Source organism: Pseudomonas sp. GW821-FHT12A04 (genome assembly GCF_058807755.1).
The window spans coordinates 66,621-85,193 of the sequence record NZ_JBXAQZ010000015.1 but is presented as its reverse complement, the minus strand read 5'-3'; the positions used below and the strand labels follow the sequence as shown (position 1 = coordinate 85,193).

The window sequence follows — 18,573 nt, the reverse complement described above, 5'->3', positions numbered from 1 at the left end:
ATCAATACTGGCAGAAGCGAATCCGGTTGCCGAACGGGTCGTAGACTTGCAGCTCCTTGCCCCAGCCCTGCTGAACAATATCCGGGCGTCCGTATCCGTAGCGCTTGCCCTGCAATTCGTCCCTGAGCAGTTCGATGTTGTGCATGGGCACGAACACCGTCGAGCCCGGGCTGGCATCGCCGTGGTGCTCGGAAAGATGCAGTTGCAGCCCGTCGCGACTGATGCCCAGGTACAGCGGCAAATCCGCCTCGAAACGATGCTCGAACTCGACGCTAAAGCCCAGGAAATCCAGATAGAACTCACGCGCCTTGGCTTCGTCGAACATCCGTAAGATTGGAATAGGTTTGTCGAACGTTGCAGCAGGCGTGGACGGGGTGTTTGCCTGGGCAAGCAACGCTGACGCGGTGTTCCAGTCCTTGTAGCCCAGTTGCTGGGCGACCAGTTCCAGCGCAGTGGAATGGGTCACCACTTGATTGCGTTCCTCCAGCGAGGCGCGCAACTGTCTGGCCATTTGCTTGGCTTGCTCGATTGAAAACATGACTGCTCCTGTAGCCGAGATGCTTTGGTGCTCGCGTTGCCAAACCTCGACCGTCAAGAGAGGCGACAGGGTTTGTAGAAGGAGGAGACGCTTTCACCTTTCCCAACGGGAGCGAGCGGCGGGCAGCATCGGGCCGAGGTCGATAATACATAGCCGATACGGAATGCGGAAGATGGCTCGGCAGAACCCTGTCCGAGGCCTGAGGACTACTCCTTTAGACGTGAAAGTTGCTGAACCACAAATGCCCCGGCGGTCACCGCGCTGGCTGCCCATGCGCAAGCCACCTGCCAATACCTGAAGGGACCGAGCACATCTCCCATCAGGAAACCGGTCGAAAGCAGAAACAGAAACAACGCAATGGCTGCCAGGACGACGCGTGGAATCGCCATCAACCACCGCCACCAGGCCCCGGGTTCAAAACGCCGCGCAACCCATCGAGTCAACGCTGTCAGCCCAGCCAGCAACGGCGCGGCAATCACCAGCAGGAGTGGAATGATAAAGAGCGCCAGCGTGGGCTCGACTTCTCCACCGTCCTCACCGGGTGTGTAGAAGTTTTCTGTCCAGATTTCCCTGCACAGGGCGGAGGTCAGGAAAATGACGGCCACAGGGGCGATAGGGAATATCAGGCAACTGATGAGGTTTTTTTTAAGTTCCATCAATGAGTCGTCCTTGGTTTTTTTTCAGAAGGCCGATGGGCTTGATTCTGCGTGGTCCGCTACCGCGTCCATTAGACTTTGATTCGAGAAGAGCTCGCATATCAACCATTACCTGATCATACGGGACGTTCGGGTACGGGCTTTTAAGCGAAGCCTGCACCTTGGAGCGGAACCAGCAGTCATAGCTGGCGGCATGTTCGTCAGTTTCGAACTTTGGGGTGGTGGTGGAAAGCTCGGTGCTCACATTGACCTCCGGGATCGCTGTCGTCGCTGGCAAGGTGGTCTGTCATTTGCCGGTCCAGCTGTTCATTGCGCGATAGATCGTAAACACCAGACTTCCGACGGCCAACCGCAAACTTTCGTAGGATTCTTCCGGCCGATTCCGAGGTTTTCAACGCTCTCTGACAAGGCAAAACAGCGGGTTAAATGCCACTCGACAGTGTTTGTTTAATCGGCCTACAGGTTACTTCGTGAAAGCCACAACGCCTTGCGTCGTTGCCTACAGGTACGCCAGAATCCGCCGGCTTGTGCGCCTTGGGGGTCATCGGTAACTTGATTCGGGTCACTGATTGTCAGTGATCGGGTTTAGTAGCCCGCACTCCCCACTCTCGGTTGCATAAGCGTCATTTAGTCAGGCTCGCCTGCACTCAATGGTGGCTGTGCGCATGGCGTCCTCGGACGCGCCGGATTTGGTGGGTTCTCCGGTCTACTAACTTGCGCACAGCCGCCACCCTTTCGTTTAGTAGCGAAATGGTCGTGGCCCCATTAGGAAATCCACCTATGTTCAAAGTAACTCCGAATCCGCCGGACTCCGACCCGGCCTCCCCGCACGAAAGCCTCGATCACCACCTCAACCCCGGCTCCAACATCATGGCCACTCCGCGCACACCCAGCACGATGTTCATCGTCAACCCCGAACTCAGTACCGAAACCCTGCTGGTGCATGCCTGTGAGTCGCTGGCGTCGGCCAATGTCATGGCCAACGATCTGGTGGATCATCTACAAGGAACAAGCCGCAATGCGCTGCTGGGGATTGCGCAGGTGATCATGCTGGGGGAACTGGCGGTGAATCGGGCGCTGGATCGGCTTGATCCGCCTTAGTTATCCGAGTCAGCGCAAAACAAACTGTGGGAGCGAGCTTGCTCGCGATGGCGGTGTGTCAGACACATCAATGTTGAATGTGCTGCCGCTATCGCGAGCAAGCTCGCTCCCACAGGGGGACGGCGTCGCTGATCACTACGCCATACGTCAGGCCAGACTCTCGCTGATCTGCGCCGCCAGTTGCACCAGCATCCCCGGCACCTCCTGGACCATCTCGCCCATGCGCGCAAAGTCGTGGGTCATGCCGGCCTTGACCTCCAGCATCAGGGGTTGCCCCGCAGTACGCAGTTTCTCGGCCCAGGCCAGACCTTCATCGAGCAACGGATCGTATTCGGCCAGCCACAACACCGTCGGCGTCAGCCGTTGCACGCACTCGGCGTACAACGGTGAAAGACGCCAGTCGGCACGATCCGCTTCACTGCGTTGATATTGCTGGTAGAACCATTCCAGCGTGGTGGCTTCCAGCAGATAGCCTTCGGCGAATCGCTCGAGGGATGGGCGTTTTTTTACCGCGTCGATCACCGGGTACAGCAACACTTGCAGGCGCGGCACAAGCGGCCATCCCAACGGGTCCTGGGCAATGGCGATGCACAGCGATGCCACCAGGCTGCCGCCGACGCTGTCCCCCGCCAGCGCAATGCGCCTGGCGTCCAGCCCCAGCGCCTTGGCTCCGGTGATGGCCAACCAACGCGTGATGTCTTCGGCATCGTTGTAAGCGGTGGGAAAACGGTGCTCAGGCGCCAAGCGATAGTCCGCTGACAACACGGCAAACTCCCCCGCCAGCGCCAGTCGCCGGCACAGGGTGTCGTGGGAATCGAGGCTGCCCACCACGTACCCGCCGCCATGGAAGTACAGCAACACCGGGCGCGGCTCGTTGTCCGGTTGTGGTTTGGCGTACAGCCGCGCATTGAGCACATGCCCATCCCGTGCAGCAATGCTGACCTCCGTCACCGTCAACGCCCCCGTTGGCGCCGCATCGAGCAACTGCGAAGTCTGTTCGAATTGCTGCCGCGCTTCGCTCGGGTTCAGCTCATGCATGGGTTGGCTTTTGCCGCTGAGGCGGCCGAACTCGGCCAGCTCTAGAAACCCTTCGATGTCCGGGTGCAGTGCCATGGGCGGTAGTCTCCAAAAATAAACAGTCTTGCCCTGGTAAACGAACCGGGCGGGATGTTCATTAGGGTTCAATGAAGACCCTCCCATGCCGAACGAAAACATGTGGCGAGGTGGCTTGCCCCCGTTGGGTCGCGAAGCGGCCCCAGAACCAGCGTTTGAGATTAGTCAGACATACCGCGTTGTTCGGGTTTGCGACTGCTTCGCAGCCGAACGGGGGCAAGCCCCCTCGCCACAGGGAAGCCCCGTCAACACAAATGATTGGTTTAGAGCTCTGGCACCACCTCCCGGTCAAGCGCCGCCACCACGGCGTCCAGGCACTCCTCCTGCTGCAGGATATCGAAGTGGCCGGCCGTTACCGTTTGCACCTTGCGCAGCCGTGGTCGCTGACGCTCCAGTGTCGCGCGTTCGGTCGTCGGGTTGCCATCGGCCCACCAGCAATGCAGCTCGGCCTGCGGAATCGGCAAGGTCTCGACCTGTCGCGACAGCGCCTTCATCCGCGTGCTGACCATGAACGTCTGGGCCAGCTCATCGGCACCGAGCAGCGCGTAGCCGCTGGCCTGATCGCTTTCGCTGTCGATCACCGCACGAATGATCCGCGCCACTGCCTCGTGGTCCCCCGTCGACTCGGTACTCAACACCCGGGCAATCACCTCGCCATCCATGCCCAAGGTTGCACCGAGGAACTCGGCCAGATCCGTGCGCCACTCATCCGGGCTGGCGACGGCATTGACCTGGGTCGGCACAAAGCTGTCCACCAGGCCGACAAACGCCACTCGCTGGCCCTGCTGTTCGAACAAGTCACTCACCATCAACGCCAACGCCCCGCCCAGCGACCAGCCCAGCACGTGGTACGGCCCCTGGGGTTGCCGGGCGCGGATCGCCTCGACGTAATCTTGGGCCATCTGCGAAAGCGAGCTGTCGTGCCACTGCCGGTCGAGCAGCATCCGGCATTGCACGCCGTACACCGTGCGCTCGCCATCCAGGCGTCGGGCCAATGGCTCGTAGTCGAACACCGTGCCGAAACCGGCGTGCAGGCAGAACAGCGGCGGCTGATCATTCACCACCTGGTTTAGCAGCAACAGCGGTTGCGGACTCTGTCGCAGCGGCTGTTCATCGACACCGGACAACCCGGCAATCGTCGGCTTGGCCATCATGTCCCGCAGCTTGAGCTGGAAGCCCGGCTCATTCAGGGCACGGACTTTCGAGATCACCTTGAGGGTACGCAGCGAATCGCCGCCCAACTCGAAGAAGTTGTCGGTAATGCCAACCTTCTCGATGCCCAGCACCTGTTGCCAGATATCCGCCAGCGCCCATTCCAGCGGCGTGCGCGGCGCCACGTAGTCACGGCCGGTGAAGGCCGGGTCCGGCAAGGCCTTGCGGTCGAGCTTGCCGTTAGGGGTCAACGGGAAGCGCGGCAGCACCACGACCTGGGTCGGCACCATATAGTCGGGCAAGCTCTCGCGCAATGCCGCCTGGCAACGCGGGCCGAGGCCATCGTCTTGCGCCGCTACCACATAGCCCACCAGCTGCGGCCCCTGACCGTTGTCACGCACCACCACCAGCGCATCGTTGACCCCGGCCTGCTCGCGCAGGCGGGCTTCGATTTCACCCAGTTCGATGCGGAAGCCGCGCACCTTGACCTGGTGGTCGATACGCCCGACGTAATCGAACACACCATCCTCGCGACGGCGCACCAGGTCGCCGGTGCGGTACAGGCGCCCGCCTTCGGTGCTGAACGGATCGGCAACGAAGCGCTCGGCGCTCTGCCACGGGTGACGATGGTAGCCACGCGCGACACCCCGTCCGCCGATGTACAGCTCGCCGACCATGCCCACCGGCAGCGGGTTGAGGTCCATGTCCAGTACGTGCAGGCTGCGGCTGCCGACACGTTGGCCAATCGGCGCATACATCGCCTGGCAGTGGCCGTCGGCGGCGATTCTCCACAGCAGCGGCGTGACCACGGTTTCCGTCGGCCCATAGCCGTTGACCAGGAACTGCGGCTTGAGTGTGTGCTTGACCCGCTCGAAGGTGGCGTCCGGCACCGCATCGCCACCGAAGCAATAGATGCGCACCGGTGGTGGATCACCGCCCTGCAATTCGGCGTGTTCGGCCAGTTGCAGCAGATAGGCTGGCGGGAAGCAGGCGACGCTGATGCGCTGGCGGTGCAGCACCGCCAGGGTCTGCTCGGCGGTCCACAGATTGTTGTCGCGGATCACCAGGGTCGAGCCGCTGATCAGCGCGGTGATCCAGCGTTCATGGGCGCCGTCGAAGGCGAACGACATGAAATGCAGCTCGCGATTGTCCGGGTCCATCTCGTACAGTTCGGCAATGGCTTGCACGTGCATGCTCAAAGGCCCGTGGGCGACGGCGACGCTTTTCGGCTTGCCGGTGGAGCCCGAGGTGTAGATCAGGTAGGCCAGTTGCTCGGCGTGCACGGAACTCGATGGCACCGCCACATCGACGTCTAGGTTCAAGCGATCCACTGCGACCATCGCCGTGCCCGGATTGAGTTGCGCGCTATCGCACAGACGCTCCTGGGTCAGCAGCAAGCGCATATCGCTGTCGGCCATCATGTAGCGCAGGCGTTCCTGCGGGTATTGCGGGTCCAGCGGCACGTAGGTCGCACCGCACTTCATCACCGCCAGCAGCGACACCACCAGCTCCAGCGAGCGCTCCATGAACACACCGATCACATCTTCGGCCTGCACGCCTTGCTCCAGCAGATGCACTGCCAGGGCATCGGAGCGACGGTCCAGCTCGGCATAACTCAACTGCTCGGCGTCGCGATCGGCATAACTGAGCACCAGCGCCGTGTTATCCGGTTGCAGTCGCGCACGCTGACGGATCAGTTCGTGCACTGGCGTCTCGTCACCCTCAGCCACCACCGGTGGTTCGCCGTCCAGCGCCCGGCCTTCGTCCAGGGTCAGCAGGCCCAGCTCACCGACGGCGCGCCCGGCATCGTCGCACAGGCGCTGCATCAGGCTTTCCATGTGGCTGCGCAACACTTCGACGGTCGCCAGATCGAACTGATCGCGCTGGTGCATGTACTCGATGCGCAGCCCCTCGTCGAGGCTGACCATCAGGTCCATGGCGAAGCTGGTCAGGCCGAAATCGGAGACGTCCTCGAAGCGCAGGGAATCGCCGTTCCACTCGCGCAGGGTACGGTCCACCGGCTGGTTTTCGAACACGATGATGCTGTCGAACAACGACTGCCCGCCCTGCCCGGCCCAGCGCTGAATATCACTGAGCGGGGTTTGCTGGAAGTCGCGGATGTCGAGGTTGCAGGCCTGGATCTCCCGCAGCCAGTCGCCGACGCTGGCTTCGGTCGGCACCGTGTTGACCACCGGCAAGGTGTTGATGAACAGCCCGAGCATGTTCTCCGAGCCGTTGAGTGTTTCCGGGCGCCCGGACACCGTGGCGCCGAAGGTCACCGTGCGCTGGCCGGTGTAGCGCTGCAACAGCAGCAACCACGCGGCTTGCACCAGGGTGTTGAGGGTCACTTGCTGTTGCTGGGCAAAGGCCTGCAAACCCGCGGTCTGCCCGGCGCTCAGGTGCGTATAGATCGCGTGATAACCGGCTTGCGGCGCCTTGACCGGCAGTGCGCGAGCCAGGTGCGTGGCGCCTTCGAGATTATTGAGTTTGTCTTTCCAGAACGCTTCGCTGGCCTCGGCGACTTGCTGGCCGAGCCAGTCGATGTAGTCGCGATAGGCGGCCACCGGCTCGTGCTCCTCACCGCTGTAATGGCGCAGCACTTCACCGATCAGGCGCGACACGCTCCAGCCATCCATGAGGATGTGGTGGTAGGTCCAGATCAGGCGATAGCGGTCGTCTTCCAGGCGCACCAGCAACAGGCGCAACAGCGGCGCACGGTTCAACGAGAAACCGCGTTCGCGCTCCTCGAGGGCCAGTTGGCGGGCGCGCTCAGGCTGACCATCGAGCCCGCGCCAGTCCAATTCAGTGAGCAGTGACGGCGCGTCACGCAGCACCACTTGCAGCGGTTCCTTGTCGCCTTCCCAGAGGAATGCGGTGCGCAGAATTGCGTGACGCCGGGCGGCATCGGCCCAGGCCTCGCGGAAACGCGTACCGTCTACCCCGCGCACGCCTACTTCGATCTGGTTGACGTAGAGCCCCGACTCGCCGTCCTGCACCGAGTGGAACAACATGCCTTGCTGCATCGGCGACAGCGGATAGACGTCCTCGACTTCGTCCGCCGTCAATTCCAGCGCTTGATACTGCGCGTCACTCAGCTCGATTTTCGCTGCCGGTGCAACCAGCGCCGGCACGGCTTCATCCGCCACGACCGGTTGGACCACCGTCGCCAGCCCGGCCAGGGTCGGATGGCTGAACACGTCCTTGGGTGAAATGCTCAAACCGGCCTTGCGCGCCCGGCTGACGACCTGGATCGAGACGATGGAGTCGCCGCCCAGTTCGAAGAAGTTGTCGTGCATGCCCACCTGCGGCACTTCGAACAATTCTTGCCACACCGCTTGCAAGGTCGATTCCACGGCATTGCGCGGCGCCACGTACTCGCGCACTTGCTGGTCCGGCTGTGGCAGCGCGCGGCGGTCGAGCTTGCCGTTGGGCGTGACCGGCAACTGATCGAGCAACAGCACGTGGCTCGGCTGCATGTGCTCGGGCAGCGCGTTGCGCAAGTGTTGCTTGAGTGGATCAACGGCAACAGGACCTGTGACGTAAGCCACCAATTGCTTGGACTTGCCAACGTCGAGGGCGATCACCACGGCCTCGCGCACCGATGGATGCTCCAGCAGGCAGGCTTCGATTTCCCCCAGCTCGATGCGCAAGCCGCGGATCTTCACTTGATGGTCGATGCGCCCGACGTATTCGATCACGCCGTCCGCGCGGTAACGCGCCAGGTCGCCGGTGCGGTACAGGCGCTCGCCCTGCTCACCGAACGGGCTGGCAACGAAGCGTTCAGCGGTCAGCTCCGGACGGTTTTGATAACCACGGGCCAGGCCGATGCCGCCCAGATACAGCTCACCCACACAACCTTGCACTTGCGGTTGCAGACTGTCGTCGAGGATGTAGGTCACCAGGTTGGCAATCGGCTGACCGATCGGCACGCTGAAGCCGCCGTCGTCGACACAAGTCCAGTGGGTCACGTCGATGGCCGCTTCGGTCGGGCCGTACAGGTTGTACAGGCCAACGTTGGGCAGCACGCGGAACAGGCTGTGCTGCAAGTCCGCCGACAGGGCTTCGCCGCTGCACATGACCTGCCGCAGGCTGGCGCAACGCTCGAAGCCTTCGCCCTGCACGAACGCCTGCAGCATCGACGGCACGAAATGCAGGGTGCTGACCCGGTACTGCTCGATCAGGCTGACCAGTTGCGCCGGATCGCGATGGGCACCCGGCTCGGCCACGGCCAGGCGTGCGCCGGTCATCAATGGCCAGAAAAACTCCCAGACCGACACGTCGAAACTGAACGGGGTTTTCTGCAATACGGTGTCGCGCCCGTCCAGTGGGTACGCGCCCTGCATCCACGCCAAGCGGTTGTACAAGGCCTCATGGTGGTTGGCCGCGCCCTTGGGTTTGCCGGTGGAGCCGGAGGTGTAGATCATGTAGGCCAGCGATTGCAGCTCGACCACACAGGGCAGGTTTTCGTTGCTCAGGCCGTCCAGCAAACCGGCCATGTCATCGAGACAAATCGCCGTGGCGGCGGGCGGAATCGGCAACTGCTCAAGCAAATGACGCTGGGTCAGCAGCAGGTGTACGCCGCTGTCGTCGAACATGTGCTCCAGGCGTTCGCGCGGGTAGTCCGGGTCCAGCGGCACGTAGGCGCCACCGGCCTTCATGATCGCCAGCAGGCCGATCACCAGTTCCAGCGAACGCTCGGCGGCAATGCCCACCAGCACTTCGGCGCCGACGCCCTGGCTGCGCAGGTAGTGCGCCAGCCGGTTGGCCTGTCGATTGAGTTCGCGATAGCTGAGGGTCTGGCCGGCAAACACCAGGGCCGGGGCCTCCGGGGTTCGCAGCACTTGGGCTTCGAAGCACTGGTAAACCGGACGCACATCCGGCCAGGCCTGCGCGGTGCGGTTGAAACCCTCGATCTGCTGCGCCGTTTGCGCGGCATCGAGCAGGTTCAAGCGCCCCAATGGCAGTTGCGGCGCACTGACCATGGCATCGAGCAATGCCAGCAGACGTGTGCTCAAGCCTTCGATGGCTTCGGCGCTGAACAGCGCCGTGTCGTAGTTGAAACGCAAATCCAGGCATTCACCCAGCTCGGCGGCGATGGCCAAGGGGAAGCTGGTCTGGTCGTGGTTGCTGATGCCGGAGAACTTCAGCGCGCTGGCATTGCCCTCCTCCAGCGCCTGGGCCACCGGATAGTTTTCGAACACCAGCAGCGTGTCGAACAGCGCCTCGCCAGAGTGACCGGCCCAACGCTGCACATCCGCCAGCGGTGTGTATTCGACTTCGCGCAACTTGAGGTTGAGCGCCTGGACTTCATCGATCCATTGGCTGACCGTGCGCTCGGGGTGCGGTGTGGCGATCACCGGCAAGGTGTTGATGAACAGACCGATCTGCTGCTCGATGCCTTGCAATTCGCTTGGACGCCCCGACACCGTGGCGCCGAACGCCACTGTTTGCTGCCCGGTGTAGCGCTGCAACAGCAACAACCACGCCGCTTGCAACAGGGTGTTGGGCGTGACGCGGGCCTGACGGGCGAACCCGCTCAGGCGCTCGGTGGCCGCGCGGTCCAGGCTCAGGTGCAGGGTGCGATGAGCATCGCCCTGCCCGGCAACCGGCCCCGACAAGGCGCCGGCCAGTCGCGTCGGTTCGGTGAACGACTGCAATTGCTCCAGCCAGAACGCTTCGCACGCGGCGCGATCCCGGGTGCCCAACCAAGTCATGTAATCGCGATAACCGCCAACACTCGGCGCCGGCATGATTCCGCAATACCGCTGCAGCACTTCGCCGAACAACTGCGAAGTGCTCCAGCCGTCGAGCAGGATGTGGTGGTTGGTGAAGATCAGGTGATGGCGGTCATCGGCGGTCTGCACCAGGGTCAGGCGCAGCAACGGCGCCAATGTCAGGTCGAAACCGCGCAGACGGTCGTCCTCGACCAGGCGATCCAGCGCTTCGGTAACCTGGAGTTGATCGCGCCAGTCGAGCACGGTCAGCGGCAGCGTGGCGTCGGCCAGGATCACTTGCAGCGGCCGCGAACCATTGCTCTCGCTAAAGAACGCCGCGCGCAGCACTTCATGGCGCTGCAGCGTCTGCTGCCAGGTAGCGCGGAACGCCTCGACGTCGAGCCCCTGCACATCCACGCGCATCTGCGGGATGTAGGCCCCGGCATCCGGGGCGAACAGGCTGTGAAACAGCATGCCCTGCTGCATCGGCGACAGCGGCAGGATGTCTTCGATCTGGCTGGCCGCCAGCGGCAAGGCATCCAGCTGCGCCTGATCGACGCGCACCAGTGGCACGTCGCTCGGGGTCAACCCGCCGGCACCGCTCAGGCAATGTTCGATCAGCTGTTGCAGCTCCAGGGCGTAGGCATCGGCCAGACGTTGCACGGTCTGCGGGTTGAACACGTCACCGCTGAAGGTCCAGCTCAGGCGCAGTTGCCCGGCATACACCTGACCGTTGATGCTCAGGCCCCGGTCCAGTTCGGCCGATGCGCCCTGCTCGGCGCCACCGTTTTCCCGGGCCGGACGCCACGGCGCCTGCTCGTCGAAACTGGCGTCGAACTGGCCCATGTAGTTGAAGGTGACGTGCGGCGACGGCAGATCCTCAAGGCCGGCGTCGGCCAGATAACGCAGGATGCCGAAGCCGATACCTTTGTCGGGCACGGCGCGCAGCTGTTCCTTGACCGCTTTGATGCTGCCGGCCAGATCAGTGGCCGGGGTGAGTTTCACCGGGAAGATCGAGGTGAACCAGCCCAGGGTGCGGGTCAGGTCGATGTCGTCGAACAGGTCTTCGCGGCCATGGCCTTCCAGTTTCACCAGCGTCGAAGTTTGACCGGTCCAGTTGCCCAACACCCGCGTCAGTGCCGTCAGCAACAGGTCGTTGACCTGAGTGCGGTAAGCCGCCGGGGCGTCCTGCAGCAGTTGGCGGGTCAATGTGCTGTCGAGCAACGTTTCCACGCTCACGGCATGCTGGCTGGCCAGGCTGCCTTGGGGGTTGTCGGCGGGCAGTTGCACCTGTACGTCGCGGTACTGGTCTTGCCAGTAACTGGCTTGGCTGGCCAATGCAGCACTTTGCGCATGAGTTTGCAGGCGAGCGGCCCAGGCCTGATAGGCGCTGGTTTTCGCTGGCAGACGCAGGGGTTGAGCTTGCTGCGCTTGTTGATACGCGGTTTGCAAATCTTCCAGCAGCAATCGCCAGGACACGCCGTCCACCGCCAGATGATGCACCACCAGCAGCAGGCGCTGGCCCGCCGCGCCCATGTCCACCAGCAAGGCACGCAACAGCGGGCCGTCCTGCAGATTCAGGCTGGCCTGCGCGGCGTTGCACAGTTCCAGCAGTTCATCGGCATTGGCGGCCTGGCGCTGCCACAGCACCTCGGCACTGTTCCACTGCTCGGCCTGGGCCTGTTGCCAGACGCCGTCGACCTGACGCAACCGCAGGCGCAACCCGTCGTGATGTTCTACCAGCGCGGCCAAGGCCTGTTGCAGGCTGGCACTGTCCAGCGGCTCGCGCAGTTCCAGCAGCAGCGACTGGTTCCAGTGGTGACGGGCCTCGATGTCCTGCTCGAAGAACCAGTGCTGGATCGGCGTCAGCAGCACCTCGCCACGCACCGGCCCCTGGTCGATGACCAACCCGGCGCTGCGTACCGCGACCTTCGCCAGGCTCTGCACGGTCTGGTGCTGGAACAGGTCCCGCGGGGTGATGCGAATCCCGGCCTGACGCGCGCGGCTGACCACCTGGATCGAGATGATCGAGTCGCCGCCCAGTTCGAAGAAGTTGTCGTCGATGCCCACGCGCTCGAGCTTGAGCACGTCTTGCCAGATCGCCGCCAACTCGGTTTGCATAGCGTCCATCGGCGCGGTGTAGACCTGCTGCGCCAGCGTTGCGTCGGGCTTGGGCAATGCAGCGCGATCGAGTTTGCCGTTGCCGGTCAGCGGCCATTGGTCGAGTTTGATCAGATGCGCCGGCACCATGTAGTCCGGCAAACCGGCCTGCAAATGTTCACGCAGGGAGTTGCGCAAATCGCTGTCGCCGCCGCTCGCGGTGAACCACGCGACCAATTGCGGGCTGCCATTGACCTGCGGTGCCAGAACCAGCGCCTGCTCGATGGCCGGATGGCTTTGCAGACGATCCTGGATTTCCCCCAGTTCGATGCGGAAACCACGGATCTTCACCTGATGGTCGATACGCCCGGCGTACTCGATGCTGCCATCGGCGCAATAACGCGCCAGATCGCCAGTGCGATACAGGCGCGCGCCCGACTCGGCGGCGAACAGGTCCGGCACGAACCGCATGGCGGTCAGGTCGGCACGTTGGTGATAGCCGCGGGCAAGGCCGGCACCGCCGACATACAGCTCACCGACGCAGCCCTTGGCCACCGGGTTCAGGCGCGGGTCGAGCACGTACCAACGCAGATCGCCGATCGGCTCCCCCAGCGGCGAGCTATTGGCGCCATCGAGGTCGGCGCGGGACAGCGGCCGGTAGGTCACATGCACGGTGGTTTCGGTGATGCCGTACATATTGATCAGCAACGGCTGCCGGTCGTCGAAGGCGTCATACCACGGACGCAGGCTGGCCACGTCCAGCGCCTCGCCACCGAACACCACATACCGCAGGGCCATGTCTGGCGCATTGGCGCAGGCGAACGGCATCAACTGGCGAAAGGCCGAAGGGGTCTGGTTGAGTACCGTGACTCCCTCATCACTGAGCAAGCGGGCGAAGTCTTCCGGGGAGCGGCTGACCGCGTGGGGCACCACCACCAGCTTGCCGCCGTAGAACAACGCGCCAAATATTTCCCACACGGAAAAGTCGAAGGCATAGGAGTGGAACAGGCTCCACACATCCTGCGCATTGAAACCGAACCAGTGCTCGGTGGCGCTGAACAGCCGCGTCAGGTTGCTGTGGGGCAGCAGCGTGCCTTTGGGTTTGCCGGTGGAACCGGAGGTGTAGATGACGTAGGCCAGGTTCGCTGGAGCGGTCAGGTTCGGCAGGTTGTCGGCACAGGCCTCAAGCAGCCAGTCGCTGGCGTGATCGAGGCAGATCACTTCAATGCCTTCGTTCAACGGCAGCTGTAGCAACAGCGCGGAATCGGTCAGCAACAGGCGCGTGCCGCTGTCGGCGAGCATGTAGGCCAGGCGGTCCTGCGGGTATTGCGGGTCCAGCGGCACGTAGGCGCCACCGGCCTTGAGGATCGCCACCAGGCTGACGACCATCTCCAGCGAACGCTCCAGGGCGATGCCCACCAACACATCGGGGCCGACGCCGCGCTCGCGCAGGCGATGGGCGATGCGGTTGGCGCGTCGGTTCAGTTCGGCGTAAGTGAGGGTGACGCCGTCGCAGGTCACGGCGATGTTGTTCGGGTGCGCGGCGACCTGGGCTTCGATCAGTTGATGGGCGCACAACAGGTTCGCCTGATCGCTGTTCAACCCGGCAGTGCGATTCCAGTCGCGCAAGGTGGCCTGCTGCTCGGAGGCGTCGAGCATGCACAGGTCCGCCAAGGCAACCGTGCTGTCAGTGCAAATCGCCTGCAACAGGTTCAGCAAGTGCCGGCCGAGACGCTCGATGGTCGAGGCGTCGAACAGCTCAGTGGCGTAGACGAACGACGCGTGGATGCCCTCGTCGCCCTCGACGGTGTCGAGCATCAGGTCGAACTTGGTGGTTTTCTCATCCCAGATCAGCGGTTCGACGCTCAGCCCCGGCAGGTCCCAACGTTGCGGGCCGCCACTGTCGCGCTGGTGATTGAACATCACCTGGAACAGCGGGGTGTGGCTCAGGTTGCGCTCCACGCCCAGGCCATCGACCAGTTGCTCGAACGGCAGGTCCTGATGGGCCTGTGCGCCGAGTGCCGCGGTCTTGATCTCGGCCAGCAACTGCACAAATGGCTGGTCGGCCCGGGGCTGGCTGCGCAACACCTGGGTGTTGACGAAAAAGCCCAGCAGGTTTTCCACGTCCTGGCGGGTGCGGTTGGCAATCGGCACGCCGACACGAATGTCCTGCTCGCCGCTGTAGCGATGCAACAGTGTCTGCAACGCTGCCATCAGCACCATGAACAGGGTGCAGCCTTCGCGGCGGGCAAGATCACGCAGTTGGGCGGTCAACGCAGTGGGGATTTCCAGCTCGACGCTGGCACCCTGCTGGCTCGGGATCGCCGGGCGACGACGGTCGGTCGGCAGGTTCAGTGGCGGGTGTTCGCGGCCCAACTGCACGCGCCAGTAATCGAGCTGGCGTTCGGCCTCGCCGGCCTCCAGCCACAGCCGCTGCCAGCGGGCGAAGTCGGCGTATTGAATACCCAGCTCCGGTAGCTGCGGGGCCTGACCGGCGCTCAGTTGTGCATAGAGCCGGGTGAACTCCTGCAACAGGATCGGCAGCGAACCGCCGTCGGTGACAATGTGGTGGAAGGTCAGCACCAGCACATGTTGCTGCGCATCGAGGCGGATCAAGCGGCAGCGCATCAACGGACCGCTGTGCAGGTCGAACGGCTGCTCGGCGTTGAGGGCGATCTGCCGTTGCAGTTCGGCCTCGTCGCCAGCGCTGACTTCGAGCAGCGGCGCATCCATCTGTGGGTGAATCTTTTGCAGCACTTGCCGGTCGTCGAAAACGAAGGTGGTGCGCAGCACTTCGTGACGCTGCACCAGCGCGCTCAGGGTCTGCGCCAGCGCCTCAGGGTTGAGTTCGCCACTCAGGCGGAAGGCACCGGTCAGGTTGTAGGCAGTGGCCTGGGGCTGCATCTGCCAGAGGAACCACAAGCGCTGCTGCGCGTAGGACGCCGGCAGCGTGTCGACGGCGCGGTCCCGTGGCGGGATCGGCAGCAGTTCCAGGGTCAGCCCCTGGGCATGCATCTTCTGTTGCAACGCGCGCCGGGCGTCCGCGCTCAAGCCGCAGAAACGCTGGGCCAGGGTCATCATTCTGTCCGGTGCAGCACTCATCGCGCGTGTTCCTCATCCACTTCGTCGAACAACGCTTCAAGGGCGTCTACATCGTTTTCTTTATGTTCATTGTGCTGACGGAACTGCTCGATCTGCGCCGCCAGGCGTTCCAGGGTGTCACCGTCGAAAAACAGCTTGAGCGGGATCGCCAGGTTCAGTTCTTCCTGAATCCGCGCACGAATGCGCGTGGCCAGCAGCGAGTGCCCGCCGAGTTCGAAAAAGTTGTCGTGCACGCCGACGCGTTCGACGTGCAGCGCTTCGGCCCAGATCGCCGCCAGGGTTTTTTCCAGGTCGTTGCGCGGCGCCACGAAGACGCTGCGGCGCACATCGAGATCGAGCAAGGCCTGGCGATTGAGTTTGCCGTTGGGCATCAACGGGAAGCGCTCCAGCACCTGCAAGCGCGCCGGTTGCATGTGCTCGGGCAACGCCTCGGCCAAGTGGCTGCGCAATTCGTTGAGGCGGATGTCGGCGGTGTCGGCCGGGGACACCACGAAGCCAAGCAGTTGCGGGCCGGTCGGGGTTTCCCGGGCAATCACGGCGGCGTCCTCGATGCCCGGCGCGTTACGCATGACCGACTCGATTTCGCCCAGCTCAATGCGGAAGCCACGGATTTTCACCTGGTGATCGACCCGACCCAGATACTCCAGCACGCCATCGGCGCGATAGCGCGCCAGGTCGCCGGTGCGGTACAGGCGCTGGCCCGCCGCCTTCGCGAACAGGTCGGGGACAAAACGCTCGGCGGTCAGCGTGGCCCGTTGCAGATAACCTCGGGCAATGCCGGCCCCGCCGACATACAACTCGCCTTCGACGCCCACGGCCACCGGTTGCAGGTCCGGGCCGAGCACATGGATGCGCATGCCGGCAATCGGCTGGCCGATGGGAATGCTGTCGTCATCGTCGCTGAGGGGCAACTCCCAGGCCGAACACCACACGGTGCCCTCGGTCGGGCCGTATTCGTTGACCAACGCCACCCCCGGCAATGCCTCGCGATGTCGCTGTACCAGTGCGTTGCTGCAGGCTTCGCCAGCGACGATCACACAGGCCAGCGCCTGGCGGTCGAGGTGTTCGAGAATCTGTGCGTGGTACGACGGCAAGGTCAGGTAGTGGGAAATCTCCTCGCGCTGGATCAGCGCCGCCAGTTGCGCCGGATCCTTGTAGCTGTCTTCGTCCGGCAGGCACAGGGTCGCGCCCTGCCCCAACGCCCAGAAAACCCCGGCCACCGAGCTGTCGAAGGAGAACGACGAGAGCATCAGGAACCCGCGCAGCGGCTGGCGATAAAAGGCATTGCGCGCCAGGGTCGAGGCCACGGCGTTGGCATGGCTGATCATCACGCCCTTGGGTTTGCCGGTGGAACCGGAGGTGTAGATGACGTAGGCCAGATTGGCGCTGTCGCCTTGTGGCTCAGGCCGAATTTGCGCGGCGGACCAGACTTCGGCCCCCGGCATCAGGGAAATTATCCGCTCACCAGGCAATGCATCCGGCAGCGTTTGGCAGGCCAGCACATGGCGCGCGCCGGTATCGGCGAGCATGAACGCCAGACGCTCGATCGGGTAGTTCGGGTCCAGCGGCAAGTACGCAGCGCCAGCCTTGAGCGTGCCCAACAGGGCGATGACCATTTCCAGGGAGCGCCGGCCGTAGACCGCAACAATTTCATCCGGGGTCACGCCTTGGCCGCGCAAGGCATTGGCCACCTGATTGGAGCGTGCATCCAGTTCGGCATAGCTCAGGCGCTGACCGTTGACGCTCAGGGCGATGCGTTGCGGATGCAGGTGCGCCTGTTCGCTGAACAGTTCTTGCAGGAAGCGGAACGGCAATGCCTGCTCGGTGGCGTTCGGGTTGAAGCCTTCGACCAATCGGGTCAGTTGTGCGTCATTGACCAGAGTCGCCTGAGCCAGGGTCATTTCGGGCGAACCCAGCAATTGGTGACTGAACTCGACAAACTGCTCCAGCCATTCAACCAGCATCGGTTCGGGCAGCGCACCGTCAAGACACGACAAATGCAACTGATCGCCCTGCACTCGCAGGCGAAGGACTTCGGGGTTGCCGTCGTCCACCTCGATAGCGCTTTCAATGGCGGCCTGATAGACGAAGCCGTAACGCAGCGGCGCGGTACCTTCGACGCTCAGTTCGAATTCGTTGAGGCAATCGAGCCACGACAGCGACTGTTCGACGCTGGCGGCAAACGCCACCAACGCTTGTGCCAGTGTCTGCTGGCTGCGGTGATCGAAGGCCACCGGCAAACGCCGGGCGAAACGTCCGAGGGTGGCGATGGTTTGCTCGTTGCGCCCCTCCACCTGCCAGCCCATCAGCAGCTTTTCCTGGTGGCCGATGCGTGCAACGAATGCGGTCCACAGCAAAAGCGCCAATTGCTCTGCCTCGGCGCCCGTTTCGGCAGCGACCCGTTGCACGCCAGCAAGCCATGGGGCGTCAATCAACGTTGCCTGACGACGAACCAGAGTGACTTCGACGGTTTTTTCGAACGGCACGCGATGAGCCACGACGAACTGCGATTGCAGGTTGCGCCAGAACGCCGCGCCCTGGTGGCCGATGTCCTCTTCGCGCAGTTCTTCCTGCCATGCGCTGTAGTCCAGGTATTGCAGCGCGTCCTCGTCGTCGACCAGAGTTTCACCGCGCAACAGGCTGCCAAGTTCACTCGCCAGCACCCGCAGCGATGCCTCGTCGATGCTGCATGCCGGGGTCAGCAGGGTGATGAAAGGCTGCCCTGCCCCGTCTTCAACCTGCGCCAACACCAGCGCCTGATTCGAATCTTCAACCATGACTTCACGGCTGCGGCTCAAGGCCTCGGCCACTGAAGGCTGGTTACCCAGCAGGGTGAGCGGCAACCCATCGCACAGGCTCTGCACCGGCCACTTCATGCCCGGCAGACGACGGTACAGCGTGCGCAGGATTTCATGGCGCTGACTGAGTGTTTCCAGTGCCCTGCGCAACGCCCGGGCGTCCACTGGCCGGGCGACCGGCAACGTCAGCGTGGCGAACAGCGGTCGTGCGCCCAGCTCCTGGGCCCGCAAATAAAAGGCCTGCTGGGCCGAAGTCTGGAATACGTCTACCGAAGGTTCGAGGGCGGTGGTGTTCATGT

7 protein-coding genes are annotated in these 18,573 nt (G+C 63.4%); 1 reads left to right on the top strand and 6 read right to left on the bottom strand.

The window, feature by feature from the left end; all coding sequences use genetic code 11:
• Position 1: 1 nt before the first annotated feature.
• The 3 genes from AC1RS8_RS22775 to relB form a co-directional block, all read right to left on the bottom strand.
• The gene (locus tag AC1RS8_RS22775; RefSeq protein WP_057713941.1) at positions 2–538 is read right to left on the bottom strand and encodes a glyoxalase superfamily protein; all 537 of its coding nucleotides are present in this window, start codon (positions 536–538) and stop codon (positions 2–4) included.
• Between the two features lie 206 nt (positions 539–744).
• On the bottom strand, positions 745–1,194 hold the full coding sequence (locus AC1RS8_RS22770; protein ID WP_489338973.1) for a hypothetical protein: 450 nt from the start codon (positions 1,192–1,194) through the stop codon (positions 745–747).
• On the bottom strand, positions 1,184–1,438 hold the full coding sequence (gene relB / locus AC1RS8_RS22765) for a type II toxin-antitoxin system RelB family antitoxin (RefSeq protein ID WP_489338974.1): 255 nt from the start codon (positions 1,436–1,438) through the stop codon (positions 1,184–1,186). The genes AC1RS8_RS22770 and relB overlap by 11 nt, the downstream gene beginning before the upstream one ends.
• Before the next feature lie 536 nt (positions 1,439–1,974).
• Here relB and AC1RS8_RS22760 point away from each other — a divergent pair.
• On the top strand, positions 1,975–2,295 hold the full coding sequence (locus tag AC1RS8_RS22760) for a DUF6124 family protein (protein ID WP_489338975.1): 321 nt from the start codon (positions 1,975–1,977) through the stop codon (positions 2,293–2,295).
• 147 nt (positions 2,296–2,442) lie between these two features.
• Here the strand turns inward: AC1RS8_RS22760 and AC1RS8_RS22755 are convergent, their stop codons facing one another.
• The 3 genes from AC1RS8_RS22755 to AC1RS8_RS22745 form a co-directional block, all read right to left on the bottom strand.
• A complete protein-coding gene (locus AC1RS8_RS22755) occupies positions 2,443–3,408 on the bottom strand; it encodes an alpha/beta hydrolase (protein WP_489338976.1) in 966 nt (321 codons plus the stop codon).
• Between the two features lie 263 nt (positions 3,409–3,671).
• Positions 3,672–15,476, bottom strand: coding sequence for an amino acid adenylation domain-containing protein (locus AC1RS8_RS22750; RefSeq protein WP_493163645.1), 11,805 nt, complete (start codon positions 15,474–15,476; stop codon positions 3,672–3,674).
• On the bottom strand, positions 15,473–18,571 hold the full coding sequence (locus AC1RS8_RS22745; RefSeq protein WP_489338978.1) for a non-ribosomal peptide synthetase: 3,099 nt from the start codon (positions 18,569–18,571) through the stop codon (positions 15,473–15,475). Before AC1RS8_RS22745 ends, AC1RS8_RS22750 begins: the two co-directional genes overlap by 4 nt.
• Positions 18,572–18,573: the final 2 nt, after the last annotated feature.